This window comes from Herbaspirillum sp. (genome assembly GCF_017744395.1).
In the GTDB taxonomy this organism is placed as follows: Bacteria; Pseudomonadota; Gammaproteobacteria; order Burkholderiales; family Burkholderiaceae_D; genus Herbaspirillum.
Genome location: NZ_JAGIBI010000012.1, coordinates 46,020 through 64,906, shown reverse-complemented (window position 1 = coordinate 64,906; position 18,887 = coordinate 46,020). Strand labels below are relative to the sequence as shown.

Here is an 18,887-nt window from a genome sequence, read left to right as displayed (position 1 = left end):
TATCCGGGCGCGCTGCCCGGCAACCCGGCGCGGCGGCGATCCCGCCGCGCTTTCAAGGATCGCATCCCCATGATTCCGTTTTCCGTCCTAGACCTGTCCCCGATCAACAAGGGCAGCACCGCCGCCCAGGCCTTCAACAACACCAAGGAACTGGCGCAACTGGCCGAAAAACTCGGCTACCGGCGCTACTGGCTGGCCGAGCACCACAACATGGCCGGCATCGCCAGCGCCGCGACTTCACTGGTGATCTCGCATGTGGCGGCCAATACCCAAAGCATCCGTGTCGGCTCCGGCGGCATCATGCTGCCCAACCATTCGCCGCTGGTGATCGCCGAGCAGTTCGGCACGCTGGAGTCGCTCTATCCCGGCCGCATCGATCTCGGCCTGGGGCGCGCGCCCGGCTCGGATCAGCGCACCGCCCGCGCGTTGCGCCGCCACATGGGCGGCGACACTGCCGAGAATTTTCCGCAGGACGTGCAGGAGCTGCAGGATTATTTCGCCGGGCCATCCGACTACCAGCCGCTGCGGGCGGTGCCGGGGGCCGGCCTGAACGTGCCGATCTGGCTGCTGGGGTCAAGCATGTTCAGTGCCCAACTGGCGGCTGAGATGGGCCTGCCGTTCGCCTTCGCCTCGCATTTCGCGCCGGGCTTCATGAAGTCGGCGGTGGAGATCTACCGGGCCCGCTTCAAGCCGTCAGCCGCTCTGCAAAAGCCGTATGTGATGCTGGGCCTGAACGTGTTCGCCGCCGATACCGACCGCGAGGCGGTGCGCCTGTTCAGTTCGCTGCAGCAGCAGTTCATCAACCTGATCCGGGGGACGCCGGGACAGTTGAATCCGCCGGTGGACGATATCGCCGATTACTGGCAGCCGGGGGAGCAGACGCATGTGGAGCGGTCGCTGGCTTGTGCCGTGGTGGGGGATCGGGAGTCCGTGCGTGAGGGGTTGCAGAACTTTATTGACGAGATGGCGCCGGATGAGTTGATGATTACTGCGCAGATTTATGATCATGCAGCGCGGTTGTATTCGTTTGAGATTGTGGCTGAGGTTCGGGATCAGTTGGAGCGTAGTGCTGTTGTTTAATGTGGTGGTATAGGTAGTCTGGTCTTGCTGCGTGCAGATGTACTGGCTCTATACTTATCTTTCTTCGGTCGGGAGGGAGCGCCGGGGGCGGCCCGGCAGCCGCTCACTTTTCTTGTCTCGCCAAGAAAAGTAAGCAAAAGAAGGGTTGGAGCACTGCTCCAACAAGGCTACTAACCAGCCCCTTCGGGGTTCCCGCTGGAATGAGGGGAAAAATGGGAAAGGCCGCAAGTCGCTGCGCTCCGGCGTCCTTTCTGATCCATTTTTCCCCTCATTCCAGCGGCTGGTCAGAAGCGGACTGCGGAGACGGCTCGCCTTCGGCCTTGCGGTGCTTGCATCTCGCCTGCGGCTTCGGTGTTTTTGATCGCTATCGCATCTACGCGTCATCCTGACGAAAGTCAGGACCCAGTGTCGTTAAGACGTTAGCAAAGCCGCAGAAGATAGCGAACCACGGTCCCAATCCCGATGCCGAAGGCGAGGCATTTAAGCATTTCCCCTTGTGGGCCAGCCGTTGGAGTGCGCTGAAAAATGGATCAGAAAGGACGCCGGAGCGAAGCGACTTGCGGCCTTTCCCATTTTTCAGCGCACTCCAACGGGTACCCCGAAGGGGCTGGCACTTAGGGGCCGTTTTCTTTGCTTACTTTCTTTGGCGGGCCAAAGAAAGTGAGCGGCTGCCGGGCCGCCCCCGGCGCTCCGCTTCGACCGGAGAAAGAAAAGCATAGAGCCAGTACATCTGCACGCAGCAAGACCAGACTGCCCAGAACAACCCAAGCAATCCAGAGATGTTGCCTTGCTTCAACTCCAACTTCAACGCCAAGAAAACATCGGCGCACCACCATCCCATCCCCAACTGACGGCAGCCCCCCCCCCTCCATCCCGCGTTCGTTGTCTTTTTGCACCGCCCCCTCCTCACAGAATTTCCCATTGTTTGAGATTTCGCGCCTATCTCCGGCATGTTGCCCGCATCCGTTTCCACCGTGCTCGTATTGATGGATATACTCGCCCACACCGCTTTCCCCCCGGAAAAATATTTGTCGTACTTTTGATTAAAGCCGATGAAAAAATGTGAACGTTCTGGCAAGATGCCATGTAAACAACGAGCGCGGCTCTCAGGGGGGAACCGTCATGCACTTGCCCGTATCGCCGCAATTTGTCCCAATTGAATAACAAAAAAGTCCCATCTCCTCCGAATCTGTCATCGCTGATCACGATGGGGGTGGTCGTTACCGTGCTGATCACGACCGTGTCGGTGCTGATCCTGGTGGATCAGTTCACCCGGGGCTACGCGCGCTCGGAAGCGGAGACTCGCCTCAAGCAGATCGCCTGGCAGATGCAGGAGGCGCTGGAGCGCAGCATGGCCGAGCGCCAGATCGATTTGCGCATCCTGGTGGCGCGACCGTCCGTCCGTGCCGGCAAGGATGTGCCGCATATGCGCGACGTCTTCAACGACTTGCAGGCCAATGTTCCCAACTACGCCTGGATCGGCATGGCCGCTCCCGACGGCACGGTATTGGCGGCGACCAACGGTGTGCTTGAAGGCCAGAGCGTGGCTGAGCGCCCATGGTTCAAGGAAGGCCGGAGCCATTTCTATTCCGGCGATTACCATCCCGCCATCCTGCTGGAGCCGAAGCTGCCGCAGCAGCCGGAACCCTGGCGCTTCGTCGATCTCTCCGCGCCGGTGCAGGACGTGCAGGGGCGCTTTATCGGCGTGGTCGGCATCCATCTCTCCTGGACCTGGGCGCGCGAGATCGCGACCAAGCTGATCAATCCGGCCGGCGACCGGTATGGCGTCGAAGTCATGGTCGTGCGCGCCGACGGCACCGTGATACTCGGTCCCAAGGAACTCGAAGAACGGAAGATCGCCACCGCCAGCTTCACCGCTTCGCAAAAATCGCAGGACGGCGGCGTCGTGCTGGAAGCATGGCCTGACGGCCGCCGCTACATCACCGGCTTTTCGCGCACCGGCCAGGGCAGCAGCATGATGCCCAACTGGAGCGTGATCGTGCGCCAGCCCGAGCATATCGCGCTGGAAGCCTTCCATAGCCTGGAGCGTCGGGTGATCATGGTCGGCGCGCTAATCGGCGCGGTGCTGGTGATCCTGGCCTATGCGCTCACGCGCCGCCTGGTGGGACCGGTCAATGCCTTGAGCGCGGCGCTGGAGCTGCGCGGCGCCGGGGCGCAGGACGTGCCTATCCCGCTGGTCAACAGCTACCGCGAAGTGCAGTTGCTGTCGGCGAGCTTGGTCAACATGGTGGAGCGGGAAGAAACCTACCTGCGCGAAATGCGTTCGCTCAACGAAAGCCTGGAACAGCGGGTCGCCGAGCGCACCAGCCGCCTGCATGAAACCGCCATGGCGCTGCAGCAGTCGCTGGACGTGCAGCACGCCAACCAGATCAAGCTGGAAGAAACCGCCGACGAACTGCGCGCGATCCTGGAGAACGCCCAGGATGCTTTCATCGCCGCCGACGAGCAGGGCGTGATCGTCGAATGGAACCGCCAGGCCGAACTGCTGCTGGGCTGGATGCGCACCGAGGCGGTGGGCCGCAAGATGGCCGAGCTGATCATCCCGCAGGACATGCGCGAGGCCCACTACCGGGGCATGAAGGAATTCCTCGAAACCGGCGCCAGCGTGGTCATCAACAACCGTATCGAACTGCAGGCCCTGCACCATGACGGCCACGAACTGCCGGTCGAGATCACGGTCGGCCACGTCAAGCGCCACAGCGGGCACCTGTTCATCGCCTTCCTGCACGACATCACCGAACGGCTGGCCTTCCGCGACCAGATGCGCGAGCTGGCGCTGACCGACATGCTGACCGGCCTGCCCAACCGCCGCGCCTTCTCCGACCGCCTGCCCGAAGCGATGATGCGCGCGCGCCGTGCGCATGAGCCGATGGCGCTGTTCTTCATGGACATCGACGGCTTCAAGGGCGTCAACGACCGTTACGGCCACGAGGCCGGCGATGAGCTGCTGGTCCAGTTCACCCGGCGCCTGCAGGATTCGGTGCGCGACGTCGACACCGTGTCGCGGCTGGCCGGCGACGAGTTCGTGGTGATCCTGGAAAAGTTGCAGACCCAGCAGGATGCGGTCAACGTGGCCGAAAAGATCCTCAATGCCATACGCGAACCGTTCGAGCTGACGCATTCGCGCATCAATGTCTCCAGCAGCATCGGCGTGGCCGTCTACCTCCCCGACGAGGATGGCGAGACCGGGCCGGAAGAACTGCTGGCCATGGCCGACAAGGCGATGTACGCCGCCAAGCGCCTGGGCAAGGACCGGGTGCATGTGGCCAAGATCACCGACGTCTGATCCCGCCTTTCCGCATTTCCCTTCATCTCGCCAATCCAGTGCCGCTCCGGTTTTCCCCAGGCCGGCTGCCGGCGCCTGTTTACATCCTGTTTACACCCCATCCCCATAGTTTTACCAGGATTTAACGCCCATCCGCCTATCGTTGGACTGTCTCCGATTCCGCATGCGGAACGGATCGAACAACGCAAACAATGGAGTGGGAAATGTGGCAAACCGATTTTCTCTATGTAGGCATGCTGCTCTTGTGCGGCGCCTCGATGTGGGGCTTCATCGCCCTGTGCAGCCGCCTCGAACGGCAGGAGGGCGACAAGAAATGAACGCCATGACCTTGCTCGGCCTGGCCGTTTCGGTCGGCCTGCTGGCGTACCTGGTGTACGCCCTGATCAAGCCGGAGGAGTTCTGACATGGACGGCAACGCCTATCTCCAACTAGCCCTCTATCTCGCCATCCTGCTGGTGCTGTCGGTACCGCTGGGCGGCTACATCGCGCACGTGATGGAAGGGAAATCGGCAATCAACCGTATCTTCGGCGGCGTGGAGCGCGTGCTGTGCCGCCTGTGCGGCATCCAGCGCGATGCCGAGATGGACTGGAAGCAATACGCCATCGCCGCGGTGCTGTTCAACCTGCTCGGCCTGCTGTTCGTCTACGCCCTGCAGCGCGTGCAGCAATGGCTGCCGCTGAACCCGCAGGCACTGGGCAACGTCGGCGTCGATTCCTCGTTCAACACCGCAATCAGTTTCGTCGCCAACACCAACTGGCAAGGCTACGTGGGCGAGTCCACCATGAGCTACCTGACGCAGATGGTGGCGCTGGCGGTGCAGAACTTCGTCTCGGCCGCCACCGGCATCGCCATCGCCTTCGCGCTGATCCGTGGCTTCGCCCGCCACAGCAGCAAGAGCATCGGCAACTTCTGGGTCGACATGCTGCGCTCCTCGCTGTACGTGCTGCTGCCGCTGTCGGTGGTCCTGGCGCTGGCGCTGGTGCAGCAGGGCAGCATCCAGAACTTCAAGCCCTACCAGGAAGTGAAGACGCTGGAAACGACCCACTACACGACGCCCAAGCTGGACGCCGCGGGCCAGCCGATGAAGGATGCCAAGGGCGAGCCGGTGGTCGAGGCCAAGAGCACCGATAAGCAGATCCTGCCGATGGGGCCGGTCGCCTCGCAGGAAGCGATCAAGATGCTGGGCACCAACGGCGGCGGCTTCTTCAACGCCAATTCGGCACACCCGTACGAGAACCCGACCCCATTGTCCAACTTCCTGGAGATGCTGGCGATCCTGATCATCCCCGCCGCGCTGTGTACCAGCTTCGGCGTATTGGTCGGCGACCGCCGCCAGGGCTGGGCCATCCTGGCGGCGATGACCATCCTGTTCGCGGCGATGACGCTGACGATCATGTATTTCGAATCGCAGCCCAACCCCATGCTGGCGTCGCTGCACGCCTCCGGCCCCGGCATGATGGAAGGCAAGGAAACCCGCTTCGGCATCATCGCTTCCAGCCTGTTCGCCGCCATCACCACGGCCGCTTCCTGCGGCGCGGTCAATGCCATGCATGATTCGCTCTCGCCGCTGGGCGGGCTGGTGCCGATGCTGCAGATGCAGCTGGGCGAGGTGGTCTACGGCGGCGTCGGCGCCGGCCTGTACGGCATGCTGATCTTCGCCGTGCTGGCGGTGTTCATCGCCGGCCTGATGATCGGCCGCACGCCGGAATACCTGGGCAAGAAGATCGGCGTGTTCGACATGAAGATGATGTCGATCGCCATCTTGATGACGCCGGCGCTGGTGCTGATCTTCACCGCCGTCTCGGTGATGGTGGAGAGCGGCCTGGCCGGCATCGCCAACCCCGGCGCGCACGGCTTCTCCGAAATCCTGTACGCCTTCAGTTCGGCCGCCAACAACAACGGCAGCGCCTTCGCCGGGCTTTCTGCCAACACGCCGTACTACAACATCACCACCGGCATCGCCATGTGGCTGGGCCGCTTCGGGATCATCGTCCCGGTACTGGCGATGGCCGGCTCGCTGGCCGGCAAGAAGCGGCTGGCCGCGACTTCCGGCACCTTGCCCACGCACGGCCCGCTGTTTGTGGCCCTGCTGATCGGCGCGGTGATCCTGGTCGGTGCGCTGACCTATGTCCCGGCGCTGGCGCTGGGTCCGGTGGTCGAGCATCTGCAAATGATGGCGATGTAAAAAATGGATACTGATATGACTACTCCTTCCTCCCATACTCCGTCCGGCGCCGCTGCGGCATCGGATGCGATACCGTCCGCCGCGCAGACCGCGCGCTGGATGTTCGATCCCAGGATCGTCAAGCCGGCACTGGTCGACTCTTTCCGCAAGCTGTCGCCGCGCGTGCAGTGGCGCAACCCGGTGATGTTCGTGGTCTACCTCGGCAGCATCCTGACCACGCTGCTGTTCATCCAGGCGCTGGTGTCCAAGGGCGAGGCGCCGGCCGGCTTCATCTTCGCCATCGCCGCCTGGCTGTGGTTCACGGTGCTGTTCGCCAACTTCGCCGAAGCGCTGGCCGAGGGCCGCAGCAAGGCCCAGGCGGCGGCGCTGCGCGGCGTCAAGAAAAGCGTGCTGGCCAAGAAGCTGCGCCGCGCCGAGCTGGTGCGCGGCGCCGGCGTCAGCCATGACCAGTGTGAAGTGGTGGAGGGCGGCTCCTTGCGCAAAGGCGACCTGGTGCTGATCGAAGCCGGCGACACCGTGCCGGCCGACGGCGACGTCATCGAAGGCGTCGCCACCGTGGACGAGAGCGCCATCACCGGCGAATCAGCCCCGGTGATCCGCGAATCCGGCGGCGACTTCTCGGCCGTGACCGGCGGTACCCGGGTGTTGTCGGACTGGATCGTCGTGCGCGTCTCGGTCAACCCGGGCGAAGCCTTCCTCGACCGCATGATCGCCATGGTCGAAGGCGCGCGCCGCCAGAAGACGCCCAACGAACTCGCGCTCACGCTGCTGCTGGTGGCGCTGACCATCGTGTTCCTGCTGGTGACGGTGACCCTGCTGCCGTTCTCGCAATTCTCGGTTACGGCTGCCGGCGCTGGCGCGCCGGTCACGGTCACCGCCCTGATCGCGCTGCTGGTCTGCCTGATCCCGACCACCATCGGCGGCCTGCTGTCGGCCATCGGCGTGGCCGGCATGAGCCGCATGATGCAGGCCAACGTGATCGCCACCTCCGGCCGCGCGGTGGAAGCCGCCGGCGACGTCGACGTGCTGCTGCTGGACAAGACCGGCACCATCACGCTGGGCAACCGCCAGGCCGCCGCCTTCCTGCCGGCGCCGGGCGTGTCCGAGCGCGAGCTGGCCGATGTCGCGCAACTGGCATCGCTGGCCGACGAGACGCCGGAAGGCCGCAGCATCGTGGTGCTGGCCAAGAACCGCTTCAACCTGCGCGAACGCGAAATGGCGGGCATGGGCGCGCAATTCATCCCGTTCTCGGCCCAGACCCGCGTCTCCGGCATCGACCTCGGCGCGCGCCGCATTCGCAAGGGCGCGGCCGACGCCATCCGCAAGCTGGCGCGGCAAGCCGACCAGCGCCTGCCGAACCAGGTCGAAACCGATATCGAAGCGATCGCCCGCCGCGGCGGCACGCCGCTGGTGGTGGCGGAGTGGCATAGCGATGCCGAAGCGGTCCATAACGGCGCGCCGATCCGCATCCTCGGCACGGTGGAACTGAAGGACATCGTCAAGGGCGGCATCAAGGAGCGCTTCAGCGAGCTGCGCCGCATGGGCATCAAGACCGTGATGATCACCGGCGACAACCGCCTGACCGCCGCCGCCATCGCCGCCGAGGCTGGCGTCGACGACTTCCTGGCTGAAGCCACGCCGGAGCAGAAGCTGGCGCTGATCCGCCAGCACCAGGCCGAAGGCAAGCTGGTGGCGATGACCGGCGACGGCACCAACGACGCCCCGGCGCTGGCCCAGGCCGATGTGGCGGTGGCCATGAACAGCGGCACCCAGGCCGCCAAGGAAGCCGGCAACATGGTCGACCTCGACAGCAACCCGACCAAGCTGATCGAGATCGTTGAGATCGGCAAGCAGATGCTGATGACGCGCGGCAGCCTGACCACCTTCAGCATCGCCAACGATGTGGCCAAGTATTTCGCCATCATTCCGGCCATGTTCGTTGCGACCTATCCGCAATTGGGCGCGTTGAACGTGATGCATCTGGCCAGCCCCGACTCGGCCATCATGTCGGCGGTGATCTTCAATGCGCTGGTGATCGTCGCGCTGATTCCGCTGGCGCTGCGCGGCGTGCCTTACCGCGCGCTGGGCGCGGCGGTGCTGCTGCGGCGCAATCTGCTGATTTATGGCGTGGGCGGGTTGCTGGTGCCGTTTGTCGGCATCAAGTTGATCGACATGCTGCTGGCTGCCTTTGGCTTGGTTTGAGCCATCCTGACTTCTCAAGGAAACATCATGAAATCACCTTTTTCGAATAATGCGCTGCGTCCCGCGCTGACCTTGTTCATCCTGTTGGGCGTGGTGCTCGGCGGCATTTACCCGGCGGTCGTTACCGGGCTGGCGCAGGCTTTCTTTCCGCGCCAGGCCAATGGCAGCATCATCGAGCGCGGCGGGGTGGCGGTTGGCTCTGAGCTGATCGGCGAGAATTTCTCCGGGGCCGGGTATTTTTGGGGGCGGCCGTCGGCTAGCGGCGAGTTTCCCAATAACGGCATGGCTTCCGGCGGCAGCAATCTGGGGCCGACCAATCCGGCGCTCAAGCAGGCTGCCGAGGAGCGGGTCAAGGTGTTGCGCGAGGCTGGCGGCGGGCCGGCTGTTCCTATCGATTTGTTGACGGCTTCCGGTAGCGGGCTGGATCCGCATATCAGTCCGGCGGCTGCGGATTATCAGGTGGGGAGGGTGGCTCGAGCTCGGGGGATTGGGGTTGAGCTGGTTCGTGGGTTGGTTGGGACTTATACCGAGGCGCCGCAGTGGGGGTTTTTAGGGGAGGCTCGGGTTAATGTGTTGAAGTTGAATTTGGCTTTGGATGAGGTGGCGCCTTTGCCTTTGGCTGCTAAGTAGTTTGGGTTTTTGGGTAGTCTGGTCTTGCTGCGTGTCGGTGTACTGGCTCTATGCTTATCTTTCTTCGGTCGAAGGTGAGCGCCGGGGGCGGCCCGGCAGCCGCTCACTTTTCTTGTCTCGCCAAGAAAAGTAAGCAAAAGAAGGCGACCGCTACTGCCCAGCCCCTTCGGGGTACCCGCTGGAGCGAGGGGAAAAATGGGAAAGGCCGCAAGTCGCTGCGCTCCGGCGTCCTTTCTGATCCATTTTTCCCCTCGCTCCAGCGGCTGGTCAGAAGCGGACTGCGGAGACGGCTCGCCTTCGGCATTGCGGTGCTTGCTTCTCGCCTGCGGCATCGGTGCGGTGTATCGCTATCGCATCTACGCGTCGTCCTGACGAAAGTCAGGACCCAGTGTCGTTAAGACGCCGGCAAATCCACAGTAGATAGCGAACCACGATCCCAATCCCGATGCCGCAGGCGAGGCATTTAAGCATTTCCCCTTGTGGGCCAGCCGTTGGAGCGCCATGAAAAATGGGCTCGGCAGAGTCGCTTCGCTCCGACTGCCGCGCTGATCCATTTTTCATGGCGCTCCAACGGGCACCCTCCGCAGGAGGGCTGGCACTTAGGGGCCGTTTTCTTTGCTTACTTTCTTTGGCGGGCCAAAGAAAGTGAGCGGCTGCCGGGCCGCCCCCGGCGCTCCCTTTCGACCGGAGAGACCAAGTAATAAAGCCAGAGCATCAGAACGCAGCAAGACCAGACTACAATGCTCTAAAACCATCCTCAAAATGACCACCCGCCCCAACCCCGACGACCTGCTCGAACGCGTAATGCGCGAGGAAGACCGCCAATCCCGCGGCCGCCTGAAGGTCTTTTTCGGTTTTTCGGCAGGCGTAGGCAAGACCTTCGCCATGCTGGAAGCCGCCCAGGTCCTGCGCGCGCAAAACATCGACGTGGTCGCCGGCGTGGTTGAAACCCACGGCCGCAGCGAGACCGAGGAACAACTGCAAGGCATCGAACGCCTGCCGATGAAAAAGGTCGCCTACCGCGACCGCCTGCTCCCCGAGTTCGACCTCGACGCCGCCCTGCAACGCAAGCCGCAAGTCATGCTGGTGGACGAACTGGCCCATTCCAACGTGCCCGGTTCGCGCCATGCCAAACGCTGGCAGGACATCGACGAACTGCTGCGAGCCGGCATCGACGTCTACACCACCCTCAACGTCCAGCACATCGAAAGCCTGAACGACGTGGTCGGCCAGATTACCGGCATCCGCGTGTTCGAGACCGTGCCCGACCACGTGTTCGACCAGGCCGACGACGTCATGCTGGTCGACATCCCGCCCGACGAACTGCTGGCGCGCCTGAAGCAAGGCAAGGTGTATATGCCGCAGCAGGCCGAGAAGGCCGGGCGCAATTTCTTCCGCAAGGGCAACCTGATCGCGCTGCGCGAGATCGCTTTGCGCCGCACCGCCGACCGGGTCGATGCCGACATGCGCGAGTACCGCGCCGACCGTTCCATCGCCCAGCTATGGCAGGCGCGCGAGCGCATCGTGGTGGCCGTCGGTAGCGGTGCCGGCGAGGAGCGGCTGATCCGCGAGGCGGCGCGGCTGGCGGCCAAGCTGCAGGCCGAATGGCTGGCGGTGCATGTCGACCTGGCCAATGGCAGCCAGGCGCTGGCCGGGCGCGAGCGCGTGCTCGGCTATCTCAAGCTGGCGCAGTCGCTGGGCGCGGAAACCGCCAGCATCAGCGGCGACGAACTCGCCACGGCGCTGCTGCAGTTCACCAAGAGCCGCAATGCGGGCAAGCTGGTGATCGGCCAGCAGCGCGGCCGGCTGGCCAAGCGCATCGCCGCGCTGGGCGAAGGCGTCGACATCTATACCGTCGCCCGCAGCCGGACCGCCGCCGGCGATGGCGACAGCCGCGAAGATTCCGTCGCCGATGCGGCGCAGGACCTGCTCACGCGCCGTCGGCGCATACGCGGCTATGCCTGGGCGGTGGCCAGTTGCGCCGTCACCACCGCGCTGGCTTTCGTGCTCAACGACTTCCTGCATCCGGCCAATGTCATCATGCTGTACCTGGTCGGCGTGATGCTGGTGGCGATGCGCCATGGCCGTTCGGCTTCGGCGCTGGTGTCGGTGCTGTCGGTGCTGTCCTTCGATTTCTTCTTCGTCGATCCACGGTTTTCGATCTCGGTCTCGGATGTGCAATACCTGCTGACGCTGCTGGTGATGCTGGCGGTGTCGCTGTTCATCAGCTCGCTGACCGCCAGGCTGCGGCGCCAGGCCAGCGTGGCCATGCAGCGCGAGACGCGCGCCTCCAACCTGTACATGCTGGGCAAGGAATTGTCGGCCCTGCTGACGCTGGACCAGATCCTGGAAATCGGCCGCCGCCACCTGGCCGCGGTGTTCGGCGCGCGCATCGCCTTTTTCCTGCCCGACAGCGCCAACCAGCTGCATCTGGCCGAGCCGGAGCAGGAGGCGGGCGGCGCCCATGTGCTCAAGAGCGTCGATGCCGGGGTGGCGCAATGGGTCTACGACAACGGCCAGCCGGCCGGCAAGGGCACCGCCACGCTGCCTTCGGCCGCCGCGCTTTACCTGCCGCTGACGGCCACCATGCGCACCCGCGGCGTGCTGGCCTTCGCCATCGAAGGCGCCAGCGAGGACGAGCGCCAGCTTGCCGCGGCACAGCTGGCATTGCCCGAGAACCGCCAGATGCTGGAAATCTTCTGCTCGCAGATCGCCATGGCCATCGAGCGCCTGCATTACGCCGAGGTGGCGCAGGATGCGCTGGTGAGCATGGAGTCGGAACGCCTGCGCAACTCGCTGCTGTCGGCCATCTCGCATGACCTGCGCACACCGCTGACTTCCCTGGTCGGCAGCGCCGACGTGCTGGCCGCCAATCCCCGGCTGGACGAGGATGCCCGCGCCATGGCGCGCACTATCGGTGAACAGTCGCAGAAGATGGTCGGCCTGATGAACAACCTGCTCGACATGGCGCGCCTGCAGGCCGGCGCAGTCACGCTGAATCGCCAGTGGAATGCGCTGGAGGAAGTGGCGGGGTCGGCGCTGCGCTTGCTGTCAAAGACGCTCGAAGGCCGTTCGGTCGAAGTGCGCCTGCCGGCCGGTTTGCCGCTGCTGCGGGTCGATGCGGTGCTGCTGGAACGGGTATTCTCCAACCTGGTGGAGAATGCGGCCAAGTATTCGCCGCCGGGCAGCGCCATCGCCATCGCCGCCCATGTCGAGACGCTGGACGGCGCGCAGCAGGTCAAGGTCAGCGTGTCCGACCACGGCCGCGGATTCCCGCCGGCGATGGCGCAGCACGCTTTCGAAAAATTCACGCGCGGCGACAATGAGTCCAGCACGCCCGGCGTCGGCCTCGGCCTGGCGATCTGCCGCGCCATCGTCGAAGCCCACCAGGGCCGCATCTGGATCGCGCCGCAAGAGCCGGGGCAAGGCGCTACCGTCTGTTTCACGCTGCCGGTGGAGGCGCAGCCCGACTTGCCGGAAGAATAAGGAAAGAACATGCAGGAACACGCAGGCAACATCGTATTCATCGAAGACGACCCGCACATCCGCAAGCTGGTGAAAGGCGCGCTGGAGCAAGAGGGTTTCATCGTCCATGAAGCCAAGACCGCGCGCGAGGGCGTGACCGAAGCCGGCACCCGCAAGCCCGACCTGATCATCCTCGACCTCGGCCTGCCCGACCTCGACGGCAAGCAGGTCATCAGCGAGATCCGCAGCTGGAGCGGCGTGCCCATCGTGATCCTCTCGGCCCGCACGCAGGAGTCGGAAAAGGTCGAAGCGCTCGACGCTGGCGCCGACGACTACCTGACCAAGCCGTTCGGCATGCCCGAACTGCTGGCCCGCATGCGCGCCCAACTGCGCCGCCACGCGCGCGCCTCCGGCGTCGACAAGGCGAGCGGCCGCTACCGCCTGGGCGAGGTGGTGGTCGACCTGCCGGCGCGCAGCGTCACCCGCAACGGCGAGGCGCTGCACCTGACGCAGATCGAATACCGCCTGCTTGCCACCCTGCTGCGCGACGCCGGCCGCGTGATCACGCACCGGCAATTGCTGGTGGCGGGCTGGGGACCGTCGCATGCGGAAGACCACCATTACCTGCGCATCTACATGCAGCGCCTGCGCCAGAAGCTGGAGCGGGATGCGGCGCAGCCGGTGCATATCCTTACCGAGATCGGGGTGGGGTATCGGGTGGCGGAAGTCGTGGGGGAGCCATGAGGAGGTGTGATTTCAACAGAATCGTTGTGATCGGGAACTCGGGGTCGGGGAAAAGTTGGCTGGCCGAGCAGTTGCAGCGGGAGACCGGAATGAAGTGGACGGACTGGGATTCCATCCATTGGCTGGCGGATGGCTATAACAAGGCACGCGAGCGGACAGAGGTGATTCGCATGGCCAAGGAAGTTGCTGTAGGCGATCAGTGGATTATGGAAGGTATCTACGGTTGGATTGCGACCGAAATTGCCGATAGGGCGACCATGCTGCTCTGGCTTGATATCGGGGAGGAGGAATGTGTCGCCAATATCCGGCAACGCGGCCCACGTGGCGGCGCGTCGGAACAGTCGTTTGCGGATTTGCTGGCCTGGGCCGACAGCTATTGCACGCGTGATGGATCGAGCGCCCGTATTTTTCATCAATCCTTCTTCGAAGGTTTTGCCGGAGCCAAGCTTCGCTTGTGTTCCAGAAAGGAGGCGAGGGATCTGATGGAAATGGTAATGCGGCAATTTTCGTATTGAACGATTTCACTCTATCGTTCTGAACCTAAAGATCCCCCCAGATATCGATCTGCCTGCGTATTTCGCCATTGCGGGCATCGCAGATGAACATCACCTCGCGCAGCTTCTGGCGCACCACGTAGCGGAAGTATTCGCGGTCGGTGCGAGCGACGAAATCCTCGCTTTCTATCTTCCCGTTCACCGCTTGCAATACCTGGCGGCGGCAGTCGCCGCGGTGCCGTTGCGCTTGCGGCGAAGGGCCGTAGTCGTCGGGTGAGCGGTAGGGGACCACCGCCTGGGCCAGTGGCAGCAGGCCGGCGCAGGCGATGAAGACCAGCAGCGCGGCCAGCGCGCAGCGGTAGTGGTGGCGGCGGCCGGTACGCAGGAAGAGATGGCGCGGGGAGAGCGGATGTAGGCGTTGGGTGCGCATGATGATGACTCCTTGTACCGGCCTTTCAAGTTCAAAACGTCTTGTTCAGCGACAGCACCACCTGGCTGCGCCCGATGTTCTTGCCGCGGATGGTGTAGCCGGCATCCGATGCGTTGGTGCCGGTATAGGCCAGTCCCAAGACGTAGCCGGAGAAATCACGGCTCAGGCCGAGCTTCCAGTCGGTATAGGACAGCATGGAAGCATTCGCTCCGGTATAGCGCTGGCGGCCGATGTGGGCAGCGCCGGTAATGCCGGCGAACAGTTCATGGTTGACCGACAGGTCGGCATAGCTGCTGCCGCTGGTGCCGGCGTTGCCGAAGGTATTGCCGGTGCTGTACGAATATTTGAAGGCGATCCATTTGGCATCCAGGCCGGCGTAGATTTCGGTAGTGTCGGGGCTGGTCATGCCGTCCGGATAGCTGCCGGGATAGGCGTAGTGCAGCACGCCGAGGTCGGCGTTGAGCCAGTCGGTGACGGCCGGTTTCCAGCCGGCATAGAGATCGGCTTCCAGGCTGGCCGAGGCGGCCGGGTTGCTGTCGGAGATCCAGCTGATGTTGGACATCCAGAGGCCGGCGTACAAGCCGTTGTCGTGGGTGAGGTCGAAGCCGCCTTGCAGTGCCGGCTTTTCGTTGGTCTGGGTGGTGCCGCGGAAGACGTACTGGCTGACGATGCCGAGATTGCCGGCCAGGTGCAGCGGCGAGGCGCCGGCGGCTTCGGTGTTGTCGGCGGCTTGCGCCGGTGCGATGACGGCGATGGCCAGCAGCGCGCCGGCAGCGGCCAGCGTGGCAATGCCTGCGAACTGGGCGTTGCGCAGGCGCCGGCGGCCCAGCGGCGCGTGTTGCGGGAAGACAGGACCTTGTTCTTGTTGTGCCTTGCGGTTCATGCTGGAAACTCCACGGGTTGAGGAGCTTCCAGCTTAGTTTTATGCGCGTTTAATCCTGGTAAAACTTTCGGTGCGCCGCATTAACGGGGCGTAAAAATTACGCCGGCGGCCCCCACTTCGGCGTGCGTTTTTCGAGGAAGGCATCGATGCCTTCCATCGCATCGTCTTCCATGATGTTGCGCGCCATGACATCGGCCGCGTATTCGTAAGCGTCGGACAAGGCCATCTGCTTCTGGCGATAGACCATGGCCTTGCCGTAGCGGATCGATACCGGGCTCTTGGCGACGATCTGCGCCGCCAGCGCGGCGACGGCGGCATCCAGTTCTTCCTCGGCCACCGCGTGGTTGATCAAGCCCCAGTCGGCGGCGGTTTGCGCATCGATGAACTTGCCGGTCACCAGCATCTCGAAAGCGCGCTTGATGGGGATGTTGCGCGTGAGCGCTACCGAGGGCGTGGCGCAGAACAGGCCGACGTTGATGCCCGAGACCGCGAAGCGTGCCGCATGCGAGGCCACGGCCAGGTCGCAGCTGCCGACCAGCTGGCAGCCGGCGGCGGTGGCGATGCCGTGCACGCGCGCGATCACCGGCATCGGCAGCGCCTGGATGGCCTGCATCACGCGGCTGCAGCGCTGGAACAGTTCCTGGTAGTAGCCGAGTTGCGGCGTGGCGCGCATCTCGCGCAGGTCATGGCCGGCGCAGAAGGCGCGGCCGCTGGCGGCCAGCACCACGCAGCGCACGCTGTCGTCCGCGGCCAGCCGGTCGAGCTGCGCCTGTAGCGCATCGAGCATGGCTTCGGACAGGGCATTGAATTGCTGCGGGCGGTTCAGCGTCAGCGTGGCCATGCCCGCCTTGTCTTCGCGCAGCAGGATGGGTTGGGATGCGTCTGTGCCGTTGGCTGCACTCATCGCAGGTCTCCTCGGTGTTTTTGGTCTGCGGAGATGGTAACGCGATGGCGATGCGATGTGCTTGCAATTATTTCACGCGGGTCCAACGGCTGCTGTTTCGCGCCAGCCATTGCGCGGCGATGGCGCGGTTGTCGTCGTCGTCCGGATGAAAGCCGGGGCGCAGGTAGCCCAGCAGCGCCCCGGTGCAACGGCGCAGCTGGCCGTTGCGGCCGAACCAGAAGCGCAACGCCGAACCCCAGGTGCGGGGGCGGAACAGGCTGCCGTCGCGCTTGAGGTTGAGCAGCGTTTGCACATTGCTTTCCAGCGAGAAGATGGCGAACACGTAGAGATACCAGGCCATCCGGCGCAGATTGCCGCCGCCCATGGCGCGGTAGAGGTCGAAGGCGACCGCCTTGTGTTCGGTTTCTTCCGAGGCGTGCCAGCGCCACAGCGTCTGCATCGGTTCGTCGGCGCCGTCCATCCAGCCGTGGCGCAGCAGGGCGTCGGAGAAGACGGCGGTGAGGTGTTCGTAGGCGGCGGTCACCGCCACCAGGTTCAGCGGCGAGAGGCCGAGCGCATGGCACCAGTCGACGCGGCGCTGGGCCCAGCCTTGCCAGCGGTTGCGCAGGTTTTGCCGTTCAAGATGGCGGTTGTACAGGCCGTGCAGGTGGCGATGCGTGGCTTCCTGGCCGGTGAATTGCGCGACCAGCGCATGCAGCGGGGCATGGGCCTCATCGTCCGGCAAGGTGGCGGCGCCCGCGCGCACCGCGTCGATGAAGAATTGTTCCCCCACCGGGAAACTCATCGACAGCGCATTGAAATACATGCTGCGATAGGCGTCGCCACCATGCCAGTGGCGTGCGAAGCCGGATGACAGGTCGATGGCGAGTTTGCGCACGGGAAGGTCGATGGCGGCGATGGGCATGAGGGCGGCTTGCTGCGATTAAAGAATATGAGCATTATTCAGTTTTGCCCGGCACCCCTCAACTCGTTTCAGGCTCAGTTTTCCATCATGGCACTTTCCCGCAAGAAAAAAACGCCGGAGGCCGCGCAGGCCATGCGCAAGCAGCCGGTGCAGGACCGCGCGCAGCGCACCATCGAGACCATCTTCGACGCCACTGCTCAGATCGTCGACGAACAAGGCGAGGCGCAACTGACCACCAACAAGATCGCCGAGCGGGCCGGTTTTTCCATCGGTACCCTGTACCAGTACTTCCCGACCAAGGAGGCGATCCTGCTGGCGATGATCCACCGCGGCCGGCGCAAGGTGATGGATGAGATGCAGGAAATGCTGGCCAGGTCGGTGGCGCAGGGCGCCGATCCGGAACGCATCATCCGCGAACGCATCCGGGTACTGATCGAAGCCTTCGGCGCCGGCGGGGTGTTCAAGCGTTCGATGATACGGCTGGCCTGGCGCATGGATCATCACGAGAACATCATGCAGGCCATGCGCGAGGGCGCCGAGCATATTGCGGCGGCATTGGCGCAGGTGGAGTCGCCGGGGATGCGCGTGCCGAACGCGGCGGGAATTTTTGTCCTCACCCGGGCAGTGATGGGGGCGATACGCAGCGCATCCCTGGAAGAGTCCCCCTTGCTGGGGACACGGCAGTTCGAGGACGAACTGGTGCGCCTGGCCTGGGGGATGTTGAGGGCTTGATGTTGTGGAGCGCCTCGGCGCGTTCACACCATGCCCAGCATCGCCTCCAGATCCTCGTCCTCGCTGGGCGGCGCCGACATGTCCAGTACTTCCTCAATATGGTGCAGGTGCCCGATCATCGCGGCCACCGCGTCTTCGGCGCGGCCGGCGGCGATCGCGTCGATGATGCGGCCGTGTTCGTCGTGGGCGCAGGCCGGCATCGTGGGGGAGTCGTACAGCACGATGATCAGGCAGGTGAGCGAGGCCAGTTCGCGCATCATCTTGCTCATCACCGGGTTCCCGACCATGTCGGCGATGCGGATGTGGAATTCGCCGGAGAGGCGGATGATGGCGCGGCGGTCGTTGTTTTCGCGGGCACGCGCTTCCTGGGCCACATGCTCGCGCAGTTGCGCGATGTGCGCGGGCTGGGTGTGTTCGCACAGGTGGCGCAGCAGGGCCGGTTCCAGCAGGCGGCGCGCGCCGAAGATGGCGCGCGCTTCGTCCGGCGTGGGGCTGGCGACGAAGGCGCCGCGGTTGGGGATGGTCGTGATCAGGCCTTCGTGCGACAACCGCGCCAGCACCTCGCGTACCCGTGTACGGTTGACGCCGAAAATGCCGGCCAGCTTTTCTTCCACCAGCTTGGTGCCGGGAGTGAGGCGATGTTCCATGATCGAGCCCAGGATGCGCTCGTAGATAAGGTCGCCGGCCATCGGGCGGGCGTTGATGGCTTGGCCGGGCAGGGGGCTGTTATCGGGTTTGGCGATGCTCTTTTTGCGGCTGGACTGGGTCGTGCTGGTGCTCATGTCGTCTCGGCGTAGGTTCTCGCCCGCAGCGTATGCCTGGCGTTATCGGTGTCGTGGTTGGCGCCATGATAGCTGAAAATTGTGGGATTGATTTGTCACAAAATAATAAGAATCCGTTGTGCGGGAGCGGGTCATTTTGGCGCA

At 64.1% G+C, this 18,887-nt stretch carries 15 protein-coding genes; 10 read left to right on the top strand and 5 right to left on the bottom strand.

All coding sequences use genetic code 11. The annotated features are described in order from the left end of the window. Positions 1–69 precede the first annotated feature (69 nt). The 9 genes from J7548_RS19965 (at position 70) to J7548_RS19925 (ending at position 14,129) form a co-directional block, all read left to right on the top strand. Positions 70–1,080, top strand: a complete 1,011-nt coding sequence (locus J7548_RS19965; RefSeq protein ID WP_290978068.1) for an LLM class flavin-dependent oxidoreductase — start codon at positions 70–72, stop codon at positions 1,078–1,080. A 1,207-nt stretch (positions 1,081–2,287) separates the two neighbouring features. Next, positions 2,288–4,387, top strand: coding sequence for a diguanylate cyclase (locus J7548_RS19960; protein WP_290978066.1), 2,100 nt, complete (start codon positions 2,288–2,290; stop codon positions 4,385–4,387). Positions 4,388–4,700: 313 nt separating this feature from the next. Continuing rightward, entirely contained in the window at positions 4,701–4,790 is a 90-nt protein-coding gene (kdpF, locus tag J7548_RS19955) for a K(+)-transporting ATPase subunit F (RefSeq protein WP_290978064.1), read from the top strand. 1 nt (position 4,791) lies between these two features. Next, positions 4,792–6,573 carry a potassium-transporting ATPase subunit KdpA gene (gene kdpA / locus J7548_RS19950; protein WP_290978062.1) on the top strand — a complete coding sequence of 594 codons (1,782 nt, stop codon included), beginning with the start codon at positions 4,792–4,794 and terminating at the stop codon, positions 6,571–6,573. Positions 6,574–6,672: 99 nt separating this feature from the next. Then, the gene (kdpB, locus tag J7548_RS19945) at positions 6,673–8,775 is read left to right on the top strand and encodes a potassium-transporting ATPase subunit KdpB (RefSeq protein WP_290978117.1); all 2,103 of its coding nucleotides are present in this window, start codon (positions 6,673–6,675) and stop codon (positions 8,773–8,775) included. A gap of 27 nt (positions 8,776–8,802) precedes the next feature. Next, positions 8,803–9,405 carry a potassium-transporting ATPase subunit KdpC gene (kdpC, locus tag J7548_RS19940; protein WP_290978060.1) on the top strand — a complete coding sequence of 201 codons (603 nt, stop codon included), beginning with the start codon at positions 8,803–8,805 and terminating at the stop codon, positions 9,403–9,405. 762 nt (positions 9,406–10,167) lie between these two features. Next, positions 10,168–12,891 carry a sensor histidine kinase KdpD gene (locus J7548_RS19935; protein ID WP_290978058.1) on the top strand — a complete coding sequence of 908 codons (2,724 nt, stop codon included), beginning with the start codon at positions 10,168–10,170 and terminating at the stop codon, positions 12,889–12,891. A gap of 9 nt (positions 12,892–12,900) precedes the next feature. Then, positions 12,901–13,614 (top strand): response regulator, encoded by a 714-nt coding sequence (locus J7548_RS19930; RefSeq protein WP_290978056.1) that lies wholly within the window; start codon positions 12,901–12,903, stop codon positions 13,612–13,614. A gap of 89 nt (positions 13,615–13,703) precedes the next feature. After that, positions 13,704–14,129 carry an adenylate kinase gene (locus J7548_RS19925; RefSeq protein WP_290978054.1) on the top strand — a complete coding sequence of 142 codons (426 nt, stop codon included), beginning with the start codon at positions 13,704–13,706 and terminating at the stop codon, positions 14,127–14,129. Positions 14,130–14,154: 25 nt separating this feature from the next. On the opposite strand, the gene J7548_RS19920 is transcribed toward J7548_RS19925, so the two are convergent. The 4 genes from J7548_RS19920 to J7548_RS19905 all read right to left on the bottom strand — a co-directional run bounded on the left by J7548_RS19920 (position 14,155) and on the right by J7548_RS19905 (position 17,229). Further along, positions 14,155–14,538: a hypothetical protein gene (locus J7548_RS19920; protein ID WP_290978052.1), complete on the bottom strand. Its 384-nt coding sequence runs from the start codon at positions 14,536–14,538 to the stop codon at positions 14,155–14,157. 31 nt (positions 14,539–14,569) lie between these two features. Next, positions 14,570–15,421 (bottom strand): TorF family putative porin, encoded by an 852-nt coding sequence (locus J7548_RS19915; protein ID WP_290978050.1) that lies wholly within the window; start codon positions 15,419–15,421, stop codon positions 14,570–14,572. A gap of 97 nt (positions 15,422–15,518) precedes the next feature. Further along, complete coding sequence (locus tag J7548_RS19910; RefSeq protein ID WP_290978048.1) at positions 15,519–16,325, bottom strand: enoyl-CoA hydratase; 807 nt, start codon at positions 16,323–16,325, stop codon at positions 15,519–15,521. A gap of 67 nt (positions 16,326–16,392) precedes the next feature. Next, the gene (locus J7548_RS19905; protein ID WP_290978046.1) at positions 16,393–17,229 is read right to left on the bottom strand and encodes a metal-dependent hydrolase; all 837 of its coding nucleotides are present in this window, start codon (positions 17,227–17,229) and stop codon (positions 16,393–16,395) included. Positions 17,230–17,316: 87 nt separating this feature from the next. Here J7548_RS19905 and J7548_RS19900 point away from each other — a divergent pair, with 87 nt between their 5' ends. Then, on the top strand, positions 17,317–17,961 hold the full coding sequence (locus J7548_RS19900; protein ID WP_290978044.1) for a TetR/AcrR family transcriptional regulator: 645 nt from the start codon (positions 17,317–17,319) through the stop codon (positions 17,959–17,961). Between the two features lie 23 nt (positions 17,962–17,984). Here the strand turns inward: J7548_RS19900 and J7548_RS19895 are convergent, their stop codons facing one another. Next, a complete protein-coding gene (locus J7548_RS19895) occupies positions 17,985–18,743 on the bottom strand; it encodes a GntR family transcriptional regulator (protein ID WP_290978042.1) in 759 nt (252 codons plus the stop codon). Positions 18,744–18,887 lie beyond the last annotated feature (144 nt).